The 16,164-nt window shown below is 67.8% G+C and carries 18 protein-coding genes and 1 tRNA gene; 12 read left to right on the plus strand and 7 right to left on the minus strand.

What is annotated here, in order from left to right; genetic code table 11:
• The 4 genes from ACWDTF_RS23265 to ACWDTF_RS23280 form a co-directional block, all read right to left on the minus strand.
• On the minus strand, positions 1-2,001 hold the full coding sequence (locus tag ACWDTF_RS23265) for a maltotransferase domain-containing protein (RefSeq protein ID WP_355279891.1): 2,001 nt from the start codon (positions 1,999-2,001) through the stop codon (positions 1-3).
• A gap of 113 nt (positions 2,002-2,114) precedes the next feature.
• Entirely contained in the window at positions 2,115-4,187 is a 2,073-nt protein-coding gene (locus tag ACWDTF_RS23270; protein ID WP_449755147.1) for an ATP-dependent DNA helicase, read from the minus strand.
• Between the two features lie 34 nt (positions 4,188-4,221).
• Positions 4,222-4,827 carry an isochorismatase family protein gene (locus tag ACWDTF_RS23275; RefSeq protein ID WP_240862395.1) on the minus strand — a complete coding sequence of 202 codons (606 nt, stop codon included), beginning with the start codon at positions 4,825-4,827 and terminating at the stop codon, positions 4,222-4,224.
• A 13-nt stretch (positions 4,828-4,840) separates the two neighbouring features.
• Positions 4,841-6,145, minus strand: coding sequence for a nicotinate phosphoribosyltransferase (locus ACWDTF_RS23280; RefSeq protein ID WP_240862393.1), 1,305 nt, complete (start codon positions 6,143-6,145; stop codon positions 4,841-4,843).
• Between the two features lie 19 nt (positions 6,146-6,164).
• Here ACWDTF_RS23280 and clpS point away from each other — a divergent pair, with 19 nt between their 5' ends.
• From clpS to ACWDTF_RS23335, 11 genes are all read left to right on the plus strand, one after another.
• Positions 6,165-6,530 (plus strand): ATP-dependent Clp protease adapter ClpS, encoded by a 366-nt coding sequence (gene clpS / locus ACWDTF_RS23285; RefSeq protein WP_240862391.1) that lies wholly within the window; start codon positions 6,165-6,167, stop codon positions 6,528-6,530.
• Positions 6,531-6,563: 33 nt separating this feature from the next.
• A complete protein-coding gene (gene aosR, locus ACWDTF_RS23290) occupies positions 6,564-7,148 on the plus strand; it encodes an oxidative stress transcriptional regulator AosR (protein WP_240862389.1) in 585 nt (194 codons plus the stop codon).
• A 30-nt stretch (positions 7,149-7,178) separates the two neighbouring features.
• Positions 7,179-8,282 carry a P1 family peptidase gene (locus ACWDTF_RS23295; RefSeq protein WP_240862387.1) on the plus strand — a complete coding sequence of 368 codons (1,104 nt, stop codon included), beginning with the start codon at positions 7,179-7,181 and terminating at the stop codon, positions 8,280-8,282.
• A 79-nt stretch (positions 8,283-8,361) separates the two neighbouring features.
• The gene (locus tag ACWDTF_RS23300; protein WP_240862385.1) at positions 8,362-8,769 is read left to right on the plus strand and encodes a Mov34/MPN/PAD-1 family protein; all 408 of its coding nucleotides are present in this window, start codon (positions 8,362-8,364) and stop codon (positions 8,767-8,769) included.
• Positions 8,770-8,772: 3 nt separating this feature from the next.
• Positions 8,773-9,045 carry a MoaD/ThiS family protein gene (locus ACWDTF_RS23305; RefSeq protein WP_240862383.1) on the plus strand — a complete coding sequence of 91 codons (273 nt, stop codon included), beginning with the start codon at positions 8,773-8,775 and terminating at the stop codon, positions 9,043-9,045.
• 3 nt (positions 9,046-9,048) lie between these two features.
• Positions 9,049-10,035 carry a PLP-dependent cysteine synthase family protein gene (locus ACWDTF_RS23310; protein ID WP_449755148.1) on the plus strand — a complete coding sequence of 329 codons (987 nt, stop codon included), beginning with the start codon at positions 9,049-9,051 and terminating at the stop codon, positions 10,033-10,035.
• Positions 10,036-10,073: 38 nt separating this feature from the next.
• Positions 10,074-10,703 carry a rhomboid family intramembrane serine protease gene (locus ACWDTF_RS23315; RefSeq protein WP_240862380.1) on the plus strand — a complete coding sequence of 210 codons (630 nt, stop codon included), beginning with the start codon at positions 10,074-10,076 and terminating at the stop codon, positions 10,701-10,703.
• Positions 10,700-11,509: a glutamate racemase gene (gene murI, locus ACWDTF_RS23320; protein WP_240862431.1), complete on the plus strand. Its 810-nt coding sequence runs from the start codon at positions 10,700-10,702 to the stop codon at positions 11,507-11,509. Before ACWDTF_RS23315 ends, murI begins: the two co-directional genes overlap by 4 nt.
• Positions 11,510-11,592: 83 nt before the next feature.
• The gene (locus ACWDTF_RS23325) at positions 11,593-12,378 is read left to right on the plus strand and encodes a cyclic nucleotide-degrading phosphodiesterase (RefSeq protein WP_240862377.1); all 786 of its coding nucleotides are present in this window, start codon (positions 11,593-11,595) and stop codon (positions 12,376-12,378) included.
• 18 nt (positions 12,379-12,396) lie between these two features.
• Positions 12,397-13,152 carry a ribonuclease PH gene (gene rph / locus ACWDTF_RS23330; protein ID WP_240862375.1) on the plus strand — a complete coding sequence of 252 codons (756 nt, stop codon included), beginning with the start codon at positions 12,397-12,399 and terminating at the stop codon, positions 13,150-13,152.
• Positions 13,153-13,166: 14 nt separating this feature from the next.
• Positions 13,167-13,790: a non-canonical purine NTP pyrophosphatase gene (locus tag ACWDTF_RS23335; RefSeq protein WP_240862374.1), complete on the plus strand. Its 624-nt coding sequence runs from the start codon at positions 13,167-13,169 to the stop codon at positions 13,788-13,790.
• A 130-nt stretch (positions 13,791-13,920) separates the two neighbouring features.
• Here the strand turns inward: ACWDTF_RS23335 and ACWDTF_RS23340 are convergent, their stop codons facing one another.
• Genes ACWDTF_RS23340 through ACWDTF_RS23350 form a run of 3 tightly spaced genes read right to left on the minus strand, consistent with a single transcriptional unit; the run spans position 13,921 to position 15,860 of the window.
• On the minus strand, positions 13,921-15,036 hold the full coding sequence (locus ACWDTF_RS23340; RefSeq protein ID WP_240862372.1) for a glycosyltransferase: 1,116 nt from the start codon (positions 15,034-15,036) through the stop codon (positions 13,921-13,923).
• 45 nt (positions 15,037-15,081) lie between these two features.
• Positions 15,082-15,444 (minus strand): DUF3817 domain-containing protein, encoded by a 363-nt coding sequence (locus ACWDTF_RS23345; RefSeq protein WP_240862370.1) that lies wholly within the window; start codon positions 15,442-15,444, stop codon positions 15,082-15,084.
• The gene (locus tag ACWDTF_RS23350; RefSeq protein WP_240862368.1) at positions 15,441-15,860 is read right to left on the minus strand and encodes a transcriptional regulator; all 420 of its coding nucleotides are present in this window, start codon (positions 15,858-15,860) and stop codon (positions 15,441-15,443) included. The genes ACWDTF_RS23345 and ACWDTF_RS23350 overlap by 4 nt, the downstream gene beginning before the upstream one ends.
• Before the next feature lie 72 nt (positions 15,861-15,932).
• Here ACWDTF_RS23350 and ACWDTF_RS23355 point away from each other — a divergent pair.
• A tRNA-Leu gene (locus ACWDTF_RS23355) sits at positions 15,933-16,017 on the plus strand.
• Positions 16,018-16,164 lie beyond the last annotated feature (147 nt).

Below are 16,164 nucleotides of genomic sequence, written 5' to 3' on the forward strand. Positions count from 1 at the left end.
TCATCGGATCCGGTAGGAGAGTTGCGCTGCGGCAGCGGGATCGAGCGGCGGCAGTGCAGCGATGTGGGCAACCGCACGCCACGGTTCGAGACGGATGTAGTTGGCCTGACCCCACCAGAACTCCTCGCCGGTCACCTCGTCGACCACCGGGAACCGGTCGTGCCACTCGCAGCCGAGGGCGGGCATGTCCAACCACAGCGTCGACACCTCCGGACCGAACGGATTCAGATTTATCACCACGATGACACGGTCGCCCGACACCGGATCCACTTTCGAATAGGCGATCAACGCCGGGTTGTCGAGGTGATGGAACGTGATGTTGCGCAGCTGCTGCAGCGCGGGGTGACGGCGACGGATCGCGTTGAGCGAGGTGATCCACGGTTCCAGGGACTCGCCGCGGCTCGACGCGGCTTTGTAGTCACGCGGACGCAGTTCGTACTTCTCCGAATCCAGGTATTCCTCGCTGCCCTCTTTGACCGCCACGTGTTCGTACAGCTCGTAGCCGCTGTAGACGCCCCAGGTGGGCGACAGGGTTGCCGCGAGTGCCGCGCGCAGGGCAAACATTCCCGGTCCACCGTGCTGCAGGCTCGCGTGCAGGATGTCGGGGGTGTTGACGAACAGATTGGGGCGCGCGTCGTCGGCGTGCTCGGCGATCTCCCGCCCGAACTGTTCGATCTCCCACTTCTCGGTCTTCCACGTGAAGTACGTGTACGACTGCGTGAAGCCGAGCCGGGCCAGCCCGTAGAGCCGCGCCGGCCGCGTGAACGCTTCGGCGAGGAAGAGCACGTCGGGATGACGCTTCTTGACCTCGGTGATGAGCCATTCCCAGAAGTTCGGCGGCTTGGTGTGCGGATTGTCGACGCGGAAGATGTTCACGCCCAACTTGATCCAGTGCAGCGTGACGTTGAGTACCGCACGGTATATGCCGTTGCGGTCGTTGTCGAAGTTCAGCGGGTAGATGTCCTGGTACTTCTTCGGTGGGTTCTCGGCGTAGGCGATAGTGCCGTCGGGCAGCACGGTGAACCAGTCCGGGTGGTCGATGGCCCACGGATGGTCGGGTGCGCACTGCAACGCGAGGTCGAGCGCGATCTCGAGGCCCAGTTCGCGTGCGCGACCGACGAAATACTCGAAATCCTCGACGGTGCCGAGTTGCGGGTGAATGGCATCGTGCCCACCCTCGGAAGACCCGATCGCCCACGGCGAGCCGACATCGTCGGGCCCGGGGACCAGGGTGTTGTTGCGGCCCTTGCGGTTGATCTTGCCGATCGGATGGATCGGCGGCAGGTACACGACGTCGAAGCCCATGTCGGCGATGCGGGGCAGATCCTGCGCGGCGGTGAGGAAGGTGCCGTGCACGGGTTTGCCCTCACCGTCCCAGCCGCCCGTTGAACGCGGGAACATCTCGTACCAGGAGCCGACCAGCGCCCGACGCCGATCGGCCCACACGCGATAGGTCCGACTCTTGGTGATCAGTTCGCGCACGGGGTATGTGGTGAGGAGTTCGACGATCTCGTCGGAGACGGCGAGACCTACCCGGTTCTCCACTCGGCGGCGCTGTGACCGCAGGTCGCGGATCGCGTCGGCGAGCAGGTCGGTCGCGTCCGGGGGAACCAGGTTGGCGGCCGTCTCGAGTACCCGTGCACCCGTCTCGAGGTCGTTGGCCAGGTCGGCCGCGCTCTGGCCTGCGCCGACCTTCTTGAGGACCGCCGAACGCCAGGTGGCGTACGAGTCGCTCCACGCCTCGATGCGGAACGCCCAGAATCCGACGGTGTCGGGGACGAAGGCCGCGTTGTAGACATCTGGCTCCACACACGGTGACATTCGGATGTCGAGGGTGTCGCGCCGCGGGGTCTCGATGTGCAGGGTCACCCCGATCGCGTCGTGGCCCTCCCGCCATGCGGTGGCGCTGATCGGAATCAGTTCGCCCACAACCGCTTTGGCGGGATGCTGCCCGGCCGAGACGAGGGGTTGGATGTCGTCGATACCCATCCGCCCGATCACTCGGGGCCTCCTTTCGTCAGCTCCCGTGTCTCGCGTGGGCGCTCTGCTGGTCTCACCTGCGTTGGTATCACCGAGTACAAACTTAGTGCCCCGCAGCGGAGTTTGTCTCGTCGTCAGGCCTTCAGACGTTGGAGCGCCGACCGGACCGTCTTCGGATCCGTGGTGCGCCAGAACGGCGGCAGCGACGCCATGAGGTAGCCGCCATAGCCTGCCGTGGCAAGGCGGGAATCGAGCACGGCGACGACGCCGCGGTCGTCGACCGACCGCAGCAGACGTCCCGCGCCCTGGGCGAGCAGGAGCGCGGCGTGGTTGGCGGCCACCGAGAGGAAGCCGTTTCCGCCCCGGGCATCGACAGCGCGCTGGCGGGCCGTGAGCAGCGGATCGTCGGGTCGCGGAAAGGGAATGCGGTCGATGATCACCAGACTCAGCGACGGGCCCGGGACGTCGACCCCCTGCCAAAGCGACAAGGTGCCGAACAGGCAGGTCTCGGGGTCCTCGGCGAATCTGCGGACCAGCGACGAGGTGGTGTCGTCGCCTTGGCAGAGGACCGGATGCGCGCATCGTTCGCGAATGGCCTCGGCGGCCTCCCGGGCCGCTCGCATCGACGAGAACAAGCCCAGGGTGCGCCCGCCGGCCGCGTCGACGAGGGCGGCGAGTTCGTCCATCGTGGAGTCGGCGATGCCTGCGCGTCCGGGCCGCGGCAGGTGCTTGGCGACGTAGAGGATCGCCGAGCGCGGATAGTCGAACGGCGAACCCGCGTCGAGTCCCGTCCACCGGCCGGAGTCCGGTCGACCGAAATCACTGTCGGCCGGGACGGCCCGGCCCGAAGCCGTGACATCGTTGACCGGGGCCGGCGTGTCGGTGCCGCGACCGGCGGCCGGCAGACCCCAGGTCGCGGCCAGCGCGTCGAAGTTGCCGCCGATCGTCAGTGTCGCGGAGGTCAGCACCACGGTCGCCTTGGCGAACAGGGTCGCGCGCAGCAGTCCGCCGACCGACAGCGGCGCGATGTGCAGCACCGAGCGCGATTCGGCGGCGGCCGAGCGTCCGACGCGTTCCTCGGCGACCCACACCACGTCACGTCGCTTCGATTCGTCGGGTTCGTCGAATGCCCCCAGAAGCCGCACGATGGTGTCGTGCAGTTCGTCGAGCGAGGTCAGCGCCGCCGAGCGGGCGGCGGCCGCCGACTCGTCACTCGACCCACTCATCCGTACCGGTCCGATCGCGGTGCGCGTCTGCCACAGTCGGTCTCGCAGGGACACGAGCACCGCGGCCGCCGAAGCGGGCAGACCCATCCACTGCCGGTGCGGTGCGTCGGCGAGCAACTCGCCGAGTTGATCGCCGGCCCCCATGAGGGCATCGGCGGTCTCCTCGTCGACGAGCTTGCCGCAGCGGCGCGCCACCGCGGCGACCACCGCGGCCGACACCTCGGCGGTGGACACGGAGGTGATCCGATCGACGAGTTCGTGCGCCTCGTCGATGATCACCACGTCGTGTTCGGGGAGGATGCTGGCCGGGCTGGTGGCGTCGATGGCGAGCAGCGCATGGTTGGTGACGACGACGTCGACCTTCCCCGAGCGGCGTCGGGCGTTCTCGGCGAAGCAGTCTTCGCCATAGGAGCAGTTGCCGGCGCCGAGGCACTCGCGGGCGGACACACTGACCTGACGCCACGCGCGGTCGGCGACACCGGGGGTGAGGTCGTCGCGATCGCCGGTCTCGGTGTCGCTGCTCCACTCGCGCAGGCGGGTGACCTCGCGCCCGGTGCGTGACAACTCGAACGGGTCGAACAGCTCGACATCCGGCTCGTCCGCGGTGCCGGCATGAATTTTGTTGAGACACAGGTAGTTCGACCGCCCCTTCAGGATGGCGAAGGTCGGCTCCCGGCCGAGTGGTTTCGCCAGGGCGGCGGCCAGGCGCGGCAGGTCGCGCTCGATGAGTTGCCGTTGGAGGGCGATCGTCGCGGTCGAGACCACCACGGTGCGGCCGCTTTCGACGGCGTGCCGGATCGCGGGAACGAGGTAGGCCAGGGACTTTCCGGTTCCGGTGCCGGCCTGGACGGCGAGGTGTTCGCCGGTGTCGATGGCGTGCGCGACGGCCGAGGCCATCGCGACCTGGCCGTCGCGGCGACGGCCGTTGAGGGCGGTGACGGCAGCATCGAGCAGCGTGGTCGCCGGAGGTGTGTTCGACATGTGGGCTGTGTCGTCCGGTTCTACTCGCGGTTGGTCAAACTCGGCCGGCTCCGTCGTAGAGGAGATCGCCGACGAGGGCTACGTCTGCCGCGCGGAGTTCGGCGAGCGCGGACTTCGTGGTCTCCGGGGCCACCGCGGCGGTGAAGTTCAGCAGGATGCGAGTGCGGAACCCCGCCTTCGCCGCGTCGAGCGCGGTGGCGCGAACACAATGATCGGTGGCGATGCCGACGACGTCGACACTCTCGATCCCGTGGCGGCGCAGCCAGTCGGCGAGCGTCTGACCGTCGTCGGACGCCCCTTCGAAACCCGAATAGGCCGCGCTGTATTCGCCCTTCGAGAACACCTTGTGGGCCTTCTCGGCGTCGAAGGACGGATGGAACCAGACGCCGTCGGTGCCGACGCGGCAGTGTGGCGGCCAGGTGTCGACATAGTCGGGCGAATCGGAGAAATGCTCACCCGGATCGATGTGGTAGTCGCGGGTCGCGACGACCGTGCGGTACTCGGGCAGCAACGTGGTGATGGCACCGGCGACGGCGGCACCGCCGTTGACGCCGAGCGCGCCGCCCTCGCAGAAGTCGTTCTGCACGTCGACGACGATCAGAGCATCCGCGGGGTGGTCGTGGGGGTCGGAATCGGGCATCTGCTCTGCCTCCTCAGCCGAGTTCGTATCGTGTGGCGACGGCGGGATCGCCGTGGGACAAGCCCAGGCCCTCCCACGGCAGACTCACCAGACCGTCCGCGAGGTGCTTACGGGCATCGGCGAGGCTGGGCAGCCCGGCGACGGGCTCGCCACCCCGGACGAGGGGAATTTGTAGGTCATGCAGGTTTAGACCCTCGAGGGCCGGTCGCGGTTCCCCCGCGCGGTACACGACTTCCTCCACGATGGTGCCCGACGCCCGCGCAGCCCGCGCGGCGCGCTTGGCGCCACCGCGAGACTCCTTGTGGCTGGATCGCTTTGCCACCGCAACGCCGTCGACCTCGACGAGTTTGTAGACCATCCCTGCGGTCGGGGCGCCGCTGCCGGTGACCAGCGACGTGCCAACGCCATAGGTGTCGACGGGCTCGGCGCGCAACGACGCGATCGCGTACTCGTCGAGGTCGCCGGAGACGACGATCTTGGTGTTCGTGGCGCCGAGATCGTCGAGTTGGTCGCGCACCTGGCGAGCAAGCACTCCGAGGTCTCCGGAGTCGATGCGCACCGCGCCCAGTTCGGTCCCGGCGACCTCGACCGCGTTGCCCACGCCCTGCGTGATGTCGTAGGTGTCCACCAGCAGCGTGGTGCCGACGCCGAGCGCGGCGATCTGCGCCGCGAAGGCGGCTTTCTCGTCGGGGCCGTCGGGGCCGGTGAAACCGAGCGTGAAGGCATGCGCGGCGGTGCCCGCGCTCGGAACGCCGAAGCGCCGAGCTGCCTCGAGGTTGGAGGTCGCGGCAACACCGGCGATGTAGGCCGCGCGGGCCGACGCGACAGCGGCGCGCTCGTGGGTACGGCGCGATCCCATCTCGATGATCGGGCGCGACCCGGCGGCACTGACCATTCGGGCGGCGGCCGACGCGATCGCGCTGTCGTGGTTCAGGATCGACAGGATCAGGGTTTCCAGGAGAACGGCCTCGGCGAAACTCGCGCGGACGGTCAGAATCGGGGACCCGGGGAAGTACAGTTCGCCCTCGCGGTATCCGTCGATGTCGCCGGAGAATCGGTAGTCACGCAGCCAGGCCACCGTGTCGGCGTCCAGGAACTTCTCGACGACCGCGATCTCGTCGTCGCCGAAGCGGAAGTTGGCGAGTTCGTCGATGACCCGCCCGGTGCCCGCGACCACCCCGTAGCGCCGTCCATCGGGGAGGCGGCGGGCGAACACCTCGAACACGCAGCTCTTGTGCGCGACGGGCTGCGCCAACGCCGCGGCGACCATGGTCAGCTCGTACTGATCGGTCAGCAGGGCGGTGTTGTCGATGCTCACAATCGCTTACCCTATTCGTATGTCGCCTGACGAAACTCGTGCGGACGAGGCTACCCCTCGCGCCGCGCGCAGCGACCGAGGCACGACGCCCGTACCAGGCACCGGCACCGCGGTTGTCGAGCCGGAGGTCGCCGACGGCGAGGCCGGTCTCGACCGCCCCTGGATGACGATCGTGTGGGACGACCCGGTCAACCTCATGCGCTATGTGACGTTCGTTTTCCAGAAGATCTTCGGCTACTCCGAGTCCCGGGCCAATCAGCTCATGATGCAGGTGCACACCGAGGGCAAGGCCGTGGTGTCCTCCGGCGATCGTGACAAGGTGGAGACGGATGTTCGTAAACTTCATGCGGCCGGTCTGTGGGCCACCATGCAGCGTGATTCGTGATCGACCCGATCTGATCCGGAGATTCTGAGCAACGTGCGAACGTGGAAGCGCAAGGGGCGCGGAGCAGGCGTGCGCATCTGTTCTCAACTCGATCCCCACGAGGCCGAACTCCTCGCGTCGATGGTCAACTCGATGTGTGACCTCCTCGACGAACGGATGGACAGCGCGCCGCGCGACGATCTGGGCGAGCTGACCGGCATCCGCACCGGGCATGTCGATGCGCCCCGCGATGCGACACTCGGGCGACTCCTGCCCGACTTCCACCGGCCCGATCAGGATCGTGAATTGTCCGCCGATGTCGTCAACGGTGAGCTCAATGCCGCGTTGCGCAGCGTCAACGAGCCCAAGATCATCGACGCGAAGTTGGCTGCCGCGCAGGTGGTCCTGGAGACACTGCCCGACGGTGGTGGTGACATCGCCCTGACCGAGGCGCAGGCGGGTGAGTGGCTGACCGCTCTCAACGACGTGCGACTCGCACTCGGCGCGATGCTCGGGATCTCCGAGGACACCCCCGACCAGTTGCCGCCGGACCATCCCCATGCAGCGCATCTCGACGTCTACCACTGGCTCACGGTGATGCAGGATCTGCTGGTCGAGTCGCTGATGTCGGGTCGCTGATGGCGGGTCACCGATGACGCGGGGTTGCTGATGTCACGGAGCCGTGAGGGTGACCGGATCACCGACGTCGTCGGGCTCGGCGTCGGACATCATCACCGCATCGAGTCGGCCGCGGGTTGGGCCACCGGGACGACAGTGGTTCGGCTGTCGGGCGTCGGCGATCGGGTGCCGATGGTGGCCGTCGACGTCCGCGGCGGCGGGCCCGGCACTCGCGAGACCGACCTGCTCGACCCGTCGAACACCGTGCAGACCGCGCACGCCATCGTGCTCACGGGCGGCAGTGCCTACGGCCTCGCGGCTGCCGACGGGGTGATGTCGGTCCTCGAGTACGAGGGCGCCGGGCTGGTGATGGATGAAGCACAGCACACGGGCGAGCGAAGCGACGGGGCAGTTCGCGTCGTGCCGATCGTCCCGGCAGCCGTCATCTTCGACCTTCCCGTTGGTGCATGGCATGCCCGGCCCAACGCGGAGTTCGGCGCGCGGGCAGCGACCGCTGCCGCCGTCGACTTCGAGGTCGGAAGCGTGGGTGCCGGGACCGGCGCTCGGGCCGGAGCGCTCAAGGGCGGGGTCGGGACGGCCGCGGTCCGCATCGCTGACGGCCCGGCCGCCGGTGTCACCGTCGGCGCCCTGATGGTGGCCAACCCGGTCGGTGCGGTTCTCGACCCCGAGACCGGATTGCCTTGGGATGCAACCGAGGCGGCGCTGAACCAGTGGGGTTTGCGACCCCCGGTGTCCGCCGAGGTTGCGACGCTGGCGGAACTCGCGGAGAAGTCGACCGTGCTGAACACGACGATCGGTGTGGTCGCCACCGACGCGGATCTCGATGCCGCGATGACCCGCCGGGTCGCGATGGCCGCGCACGACGGTCTCGCCCGCGCGATCCGGCCGGCGCACTCGCCGCTCGACGGTGACACCGTGTTCGCCGTGTCGACTGGCGGCGTAGCCCCGCCCGACGAGCAGGTCCCGGTGCCGCCCGGGATGTACCCGGCGGTCGCGGTGCTGAGCGAGGTGTGCCGGCATGCCGCCGAGGTGGTACAGCGCGCGATCGTCGATGCCGTGGTGTCGGCGACGTCGCTGGCCGGGCTGCCCGCATACCGCGACGTCGCCCCGTCGGCGTTCGCACCACCGGAATAGGGTGGCTGGAATCGGTGTTGAACCTTCACCGATGGCCCTGTCCAGGGGTCGCGACAGCCGGGTTGGGAGACGTCAGAGCATGCTGAGGATCGGCCAGGATCTCGTCGATGCGATGGTGGAACACGCTCGTGCCGACCATCCCGACGAGGCCTGTGGCGTGATCGCGGGGCCCGAGGGCAGCGATACGCCGCAGCGGTTCATCGCCATGGTCAATGCCGAGCGGTCGCCGACGTTCTACCGATTCGATTCGGGCGAGCAACTCAAGGTGTGGCGCGAGATGGACCGGCAGGACGAGGAACCGATCGTCATCTACCACTCGCACACCGCGACCGAGGCGTATCCGAGCCGCACCGACATCTCCTACGCCAGCGAGCCCAACGCCCATTACGTGCTGGTGTCCACGCGTGAACCCGACACCGCCGAGGTTCGCAGCTATCGCATCGTCGACGGCGTGGTCACCGAAGAACCCATCGAGATCAGGAGCTGAACCATGTCTGTCACGGTGTCCATTCCCACCATCCTGCGTCCGCACACCGGGGGCGCCAAGCGCGTCGACGGCAGCGGCGCAACGCTCGCCGAGCTGATCGACAACCTCGAGACCGCCAACCCGGGTCTCAAAGAACGTCTGGTGGCCGACGGCAAACTGCATCGCTTCGTGAACGTGTACGTCAACGACGAGGACGTCCGTTTCTCGGGCGGACTGCAGACCACGATCGACGAGGGTGACGAGGTCACCATTCTGCCCGCGGTGGCCGGTGGCTGAGGCGTGGCCCGATACGAATCACTGATCGACTCGGTCGGTCACACCCCGCTGATCGGATTGCAGCGGCTCTCGCCCCGATGGGACGACTCCGATCCGAGCGATCCCGACGGCGTCCCGCACGTCCGGTTGTGGGCCAAGTTGGAGGACCGCAATCCGACCGGATCCATCAAGGACCGCCCGGCCTTGCGGATGATCGAGCAGGCCGAACGTGACGGACTGCTGAGCCCCGGGTCGACGATCCTGGAACCCACCAGCGGTAACACCGGGATCTCCCTGGCCATGGCGGCCAAGCTGAAGGGCTACCACCTCATCTGCGTGATGCCGGAGAACACCTCGGAGGAACGGCGCTCTTTGCTGCGCATGTTCGGCGCCGAGGTGATCTCGTCACCCGCCGCCGGTGGCTCCAACACGGCGGTCGCGATGGCGAAAGATCTTGCGGCGCAACACTCCGACTGGGTGATGCTCTATCAGTACGGAAATGCCGCCAACGTCGCCGCGCACTACGAGGGCACCGGTCCGGAGTTGTATGCCGACCTGCCCGAGATCACCCACTTCGTCGCCGGGCTCGGCACCACCGGCACCCTCATGGGCGTCGGCCGATTCCTCCGCGAGCTTAAGCCTGACATCGAGATCGTCGCTGCCGAACCGCGATACGGCGACGAGGTGTACGGTCTGCGCAACATCGACGAGGGTTTCGTTCCCGAACTCTACGACGACACCGTCCTGACCCGACGCTTCTCGGTACAGGGCGTCGACGCGGTGGCCCGGGTGCGTGAATTGATCGAGCAGGAGGGGATTTTCGCCGGCATCTCCACGGGCGCGATCCTGCAGGCCGCGCGCGGCGTCGGACGTCGTGCGCTGAAGGCGGGGCAGCGTGCCGACATCGGGTTCGTGGTGCCCGACGCGGGGTGGAAGTATCTGTCGACCGGCGCATACGAAGGTAGCCTGGACGACGCAGAACAGGCCCTCGAAGGCCAGCTCTGGGCCTAGGGGAAACCGCGGTCCGAGCCGGCGAGAAAGTGTTGCAGATGACCTACCCCGCGCCGTACGGGCAAGCGCCCGCACCGACGTCGAAGCCACTGTGGTTGCGCTCGGCGATCATCACCGTGTGCATCGTCGCGGGACTGTTCGTGATCGAGGCCATCGACGCGGCCACCCGATTCGACCTCGACGACAACGGGATCGAGCCGCGCGAGGTCGACGGCCTCGACGGCATCATCTGGGCACCGCTGCTGCATGCCGACTGGGCGCATCTGTTCGCCAACCTGATTCCGGGCGTCGTCTTGTGCTTCCTACTGCTGATGACGCAGCGGTTCCTCGTCGTGACCGGCATCGTGTGGGTCGTGTCCGGTCTGGGTGTGTGGTTGTTCGCGCCGCCCTACACGATCACGGTCGGCGCGTCCGGCATCATCTTCGGCTGGCTGACCTTCCTGCTGATCCGCGGCCTGTTCAATCGCGACCTCTGGCAGATCCTCGGTGGTGCGGTGCTGTTCCTGATCTACGGCTCCATCCTGTGGGGAGTGCTGCCGACCGATCCGACGGTGTCGTGGCAGGCGCATCTCTTCGGCGCTATCGGCGGCGTGCTCGCCGCCTGGTTCCTCGGTGAACGGGAACGCCGCAAGCGGGCCACACCGACCACGCCGGGGGTGGCGTCATAGCCGCCGGAGCATCTCGCGAGGCACCGATCGGGGTGTTCGATTCGGGGGTCGGGGGACTGACCGTGGCGCGCGCGATCATCGACCTGCTGCCCGACGAAGACATCATCTACATCGGCGACACCGCCAACGGCCCCTACGGTCCGCTGACCATCCCGGAGATCCGCAAGCACGCTCTCGCGATCGGTGATGACCTCGCCGAACGCGGTGTCAAGGCGATCGTCATCGCGTGCAACACCGCGTCGGCCGCCTGCCTGCGGGATGCACGCGAACGCTATGCGCCGATCCCGGTGGTGGAGGTCGTGCTCCCGGCGGTGCGTCGGGCCGTGGTGGCCACCAAGACGGGCCGCATCGGCGTCATCGGCACCGAGGCGACCATCGCGTCACGCGCCTATCAGGACTCGTTCGCGGCGGCCCGCGACGCGGTCATCACCGCGGTTCCGTGTCCGCGGTTCGTCGACTTCGTCGAGCGCGGCATCACCAGCGGCCGGCAGATCCTCGGCCTCGCGCAGGGCTACCTCGAACCCTTGCAAGAAGCGGGCGTCGACACCGTTGTCCTCGGCTGCACGCACTATCCGCTGCTCTCGGGCGTCATCCAGCTCGCCATGGGCGACGAGGTGACCTTGGTGTCGAGCGCCGAGGAGACCGCCAAGGACCTGTTCCGCGTCCTCACCGAAGCCGACCTCCTGCATTCGCATTCCGACCGCACCGCCGATCGCATCTTCCAGGCGACCGGCGATCCCGAGTTCTTCGCCAAGCTGTCGACCAGGTTCCTCGGCCCGGCGATCGGTCACGTCGAGCACGTCTGAGGTCGAGCCCGGAGTCACCACTCGAGTTGGACTTGTGACCCGTATGTGGTCTCCCGATCCGACCGGCATGGCATGGTAGGCGTATGCGTCTGACGGTCCTCGGATGTTCGGGAAGTGTGGGCGGGCCCGGAGCGGCCTGTTCTGGCTACCTGCTCTCGGTACCCGGGGAACAACCCGTGCTGATGGATTGCGGTCCGGGTGTCCTCGGCGAACTCCAACGAGTGACCGATCCGAAGAATGTCGCCGTGGTCTTGTCCCACCTGCACGCAGATCACTGCATGGATCTGCCCGCGATGCTCGTCTGGCGTCGTTATGCGCCGAGCTGCATGGTCGAGCCGAATGCTGCCATCGACAAGGCGCCGCTCTACGGTCCGCCCGGAACTGCGATGCGAATCGGTGCGGGATCGTCGGAATTCCCGGGCCAGGTCGACGACATCACCGACACCTTCGACGTGCACGAATGGCACGACGCGATGGAGGTGACGCTCGGCGGCATGCATTTCCGCGCCTTCGAGGTCGACCATCCGCCGTCGACGTTCGGGCTGCGTGTCACCGGACCCGACGGTGAGGTGCTCGCGTTCAGCGGTGACACCGCCATGTGTGACGAACTCATCGAACTCGCCGACGGCGCCGACCTCTTTCTGTGCGAGGCGACGTGGACGCACGCGCCCTCTGAGCGGCCCCCGCACCTGCATCTGTCCGGCATCGAGGCCGGCGAGGCGGCGACCAAGGCGAACGTGAAGGCGCTCGCCCTGACCCACATCGCACCGTGGACCGACGTCGATGCGGTGGTGGCCGAGGCCCACCGCACGTACTCCGGACCGATCCAGCTGATGCGGCAGGGCCGCGTCATCGACGTCGGTGCGTGACCACCTACAGTTGTTCGGGTGACCACACGAGCTGACGGCAGAGCCGACGACGAACTGCGTCCCATCTCCTTCACCCGGGGATTCACCTCGCATCCTGCGGGTTCGGTCCTCGTGGAGTTCGGTCAAACGCGAGTGATGTGTACGGCGAGCGTGACCGAAGGTGTGCCGCGCTGGCGCAAGGGTTCGGGACTGGGCTGGCTGACCGCCGAGTACGCGATGCTGCCGGCGGCGACGCACGAGCGGTCGTCGCGCGAGTCGGTCAAGGGCCGGGTCGGTGGCCGGACCCATGAGATCAGCCGCCTGGTCGGACGTTCACTGCGCGCGTGCATCGATCTGGGTGCGCTCGGCGAGAACACCATCGCCCTCGACTGTGACGTGCTGCAGGCCGACGGCGGCACGCGCACGGCTGCGATCACCGGCGCGTACGTCGCCCTCGCGGATGCGGTCGAGTGGCTGCGTGCGGCCGGTCGGCTCAGCGATCCGCAGCCGCTGTCCTGTGCGATCGCCGCGGTGAGCGTCGGCGTCGTCGACGGTCGGGTCCGGCTCGACCTTCCGTACGAAGAGGATTCGCGGGCCGAGGTCGACATGAACGTCGTGGCCACCGATGCGGGCACCCTGGTCGAGGTGCAGGGGACCGGCGAGGGCGCGACCTTCGCCCGCAGCACCCTGGACTCCCTGCTGGACATGGCGGCCGTCGGCACCGACGCACTGTTCGCCGCCCAGCGCGAGGTACTGGCCGCGCCGTATCCCGGTGAGCTGCCGGACAAGTCGTGAGGATCTGATTCGTCGTGCCCACACTGCTGCTGGCCAGTCGAAACCGTAAGAAGCTCGCCGAACTGCAGCGGGTTGTCGACGCGGCCGGGATCACCGGTCTCGACGTGATCGGGCTCGACGCGGTACCCGAGTTCCCGGAGGAACCCGAGACCGGCGCGACCTTCGAGGAGAACGCGCTGATCAAAGCGTCGTCAGGTGCTCGCGCCACCGGATTGCCGTGTCTCGCAGATGATTCCGGAATCTCGGTGGACGCGCTGGGCGGCATGCCCGGGGTGCTGTCCGCGCGGTGGTCGGGACGCCACGGCGACGACGCTGCCAACAACGAACTCCTGCTGGCGCAGATTGGCGATGTGCCCGACGACCGACGCGGCGCCGGGTTCGTTTCGGCATGTGCGCTGGTCTTTCCGGACGGCTCGCAGGTGGTGGTCCGCGGCGAGTGGCGTGGTCGGATTCTGCGAACCACGCAGGGCGCCAACGGTTTCGGTTACGACCCGCTGTTCGCGCCGGATGATGCTGTGGCCCAGGGCCGGTCGTCGGCGGAGTTGTCGCCCGCGGAGAAGGACTCCCTGAGTCACCGCGGAAAAGCGTTGGCGCAGTTGGTTCCTGCGCTTCGTGATCTGGCTGCCGCCACCTCCTGATCGAGATGTACCACCCCGCTGGTTGAGCCGCGACGTGCGAGCCTGCGAGCTCGACGCGTGTCGAACCACAGGCGAGCCGACCATGTCCGCGACCACGGACGCGCGCCGTTGGTCCCGGAGCCCGTCAGGATCAACCAGCCATCAGCGCGCCGTGCACCTTGAGCATCCGCGCCACCGAATCCGGCCAGCGATACTGCAACGCCCGCGCGCGTGCTGCGTGTTCGCGGTCGGCCTGCGGCAGCGTCAGCACCTGTTCGATGGCGTCGGCGAACCCGGCGCCGGAGTTCTCCGACAGTGCACCGCACGTGTCGTCGACCAGACCCGCGACCGCCGACGACCGGGATCCGACCACCGGCGTACCGGCCGCCAGCGACTCGAGCGCGGAGAGGCAGAACGTCTCGTGCGGTCCGGGCGCGAGCGAGATGTCGGCGCTGGCCAGGAGTGAGGCCACCTGGTGGCGGTCGCTCAGGTGCCCGAGGAAGGTGACCGGCAAACCGCGTGCCACGCTGTGGAGCGGTCCGCGCATCGGGCCGTCACCGGCCACCACGAGGTGAGCGGGTACACCCTTGCGATGCAGGCGCCCGACGGCGGTGATGCTGCGGTCGACCCGCTTCTCCACCGACAACCGGCCGCAATGCGCGATGAGGGTGCCGGTGCCACCGGTCCAGCGGGTGGTCAGATCGGGGTCGAGGTGGCGCGGGTCGAAGACGTCGAGATCGACGCCGAGCGGCGCGCGGACGAGGTTACCCGCACCGACCCGTTCAAACTCTGCGGCGGCGAATCCGGTGGTGCAGACCACGGTGTCGAAGGATCGTGCGATGTCGGCGTTGGCGCGGTCAGCGAGTCGACGCGCGGCCGCGTCGGGCATCACCTGGCCGAGCAGGCGGTCGAATCGCTCGTGCGACACCATCGTCGCGTGCACATCGCGCCGCCTGGCCCACCGGCCGAAGCCGCGCAGCGTCAACCGATCCGACACCTCGATGGAATCGGGGCGCAAGTAACCGAGCACATCGGCGACCCTGCGAGCCGACGCCAGTCGGTAGCCGCCCGAGCACGGAATCCGCGGTGCGGGAACGGTGATCCGCACTACGCCTGACGGTAAGACTTCCTCGTCGCGCTCCTGACCGGGCACCACCAGCACCACCTCGTGGCCGGCCGACACATAACCGGCGCCCCATCGGTCGATGGCGGTGCGCAGACCGCCGGACCGGGCGCCGTAGAAGTTCGCGAGTTGGACGATCCGCACCGGCCCAGTGAGCCCGATCGCGGTGAATGGAGCGCTGCGACGCCCTTAGGAGAGGTTGAACTGCGCCTTTACTTCCTTGGTGCGTACATGCTCGAACCAGAAGGACAGGAACGGAATCGTGCCCGCGATCGCGGTGAGCAGTGACTTGCCGAGTGGCCAACGCACCTTCATCGCGAGGTCGACCATGCAGATCAGATACGCGAAGTACACCCAGCCGTGGACGATCGGCACGAAGTCGAGCGAGTCGTTGTCGAACCCGTACTTGAGGATCAGTTCCGCGACGAGCAGCAGCAGCCACAGACCGGTGATCCAGGCCAGCACCCGGTAGCGAAGCAGCGCACCCTTGACCTTCTCGACGGGTGCCGTCGTCCCGTCGGGCTGGGCTGTCTCGGTGGCTGGGTTGTTCACAGGGGGCCCTTCTCGTGCACATCATCGCGGGAGTCGAGTTCGGCGAGGTAGCGGTTGTAGTCGGCGAGAACCTTGTCCTCGCCGGCGTCTGGGGGATTGGACAACGACGAGGCGCTGGGCGTCGTCGGCCGTTTGGGGAGCAACCCATCGGGGATCTCGGTCGCCCCCTTGCTTCGGGCGGCCGATGTGCGCTCCTCCTCGGGGGCGCGTTCCAGGACCACAAAGCGGCGGTAGGCGTAGATGACCGCGACGGCGAACGCCGGCCACTGCAACGCGTAACCGAGGTTCTGCGCCGTCCCCGACGACGACTCGTAGCGGTCCCACTGCCACCACGCGAGCGCCAAACACGCCAGCGCGGCGACCGCGACCAGCACGATGAGTGCAGGCCGATGGGTGCGGCGCGGCGACGTGGACATACCCACGACGGTACCTGGCCTGCACCGATCGTCACACGGGCGGTAGGGTTGCCTCGACCACATCTGGGTCATGCGCGAGTGGCGGAATTGGCAGACGCGCTGGATTTAGGTTCCAGTGTCTACGGACGTGGGGGTTCAAGTCCCCCCTCGCGCACCAACTGGTCAACTCGGGCCAGCGACCACTTTGCGCACGTCTGCAACATGGGTTTGGGTAGTGCCCCGTGGAGTGGTGGACTTCGGATCGGCGTGGAATCACGCGTGGTGATCAACGAGTCATGTTGAATGCTAGGCGGTTTGGTGGGAT

It is taken from the genome of Gordonia sp. NPDC003422 (assembly GCF_053588675.1).

Bases quoted from the DNA above. Each gene is read 5' to 3' on its own strand.
- ACWDTF_RS23315 (WP_240862380.1), top strand. From the start codon at position 10,074: ATGACCTACCCCGCGCCGTACGGGCAAGCGCCCGCACCGACGTCGAAG.
- ACWDTF_RS23295 (WP_240862387.1), top strand. From the start codon at position 7,179: ATGTCACGGAGCCGTGAGGGTGACCGGATCACCGACGTCGTCGGGCTC.
- ACWDTF_RS23275 (WP_240862395.1), bottom strand. From the start codon at position 4,827: ATGCCCGATTCCGACCCCCACGACCACCCCGCGGATGCTCTGATCGTC.
- ACWDTF_RS23350 (WP_240862368.1), bottom strand. From the start codon at position 15,860: ATGTCCACGTCGCCGCGCCGCACCCATCGGCCTGCACTCATCGTGCTG.
- ACWDTF_RS23300 (WP_240862385.1), top strand. From the start codon at position 8,362: ATGCTGAGGATCGGCCAGGATCTCGTCGATGCGATGGTGGAACACGCT.
- clpS (WP_240862391.1), top strand. From the start codon at position 6,165: ATGTCGCCTGACGAAACTCGTGCGGACGAGGCTACCCCTCGCGCCGCG.
- ACWDTF_RS23270 (WP_449755147.1), bottom strand. From the start codon at position 4,187: ATGTCGAACACACCTCCGGCGACCACGCTGCTCGATGCTGCCGTCACC.
- ACWDTF_RS23305 (WP_240862383.1), top strand. From the start codon at position 8,773: ATGTCTGTCACGGTGTCCATTCCCACCATCCTGCGTCCGCACACCGGG.
- ACWDTF_RS23325 (WP_240862377.1), top strand. From the start codon at position 11,593: ATGCGTCTGACGGTCCTCGGATGTTCGGGAAGTGTGGGCGGGCCCGGA.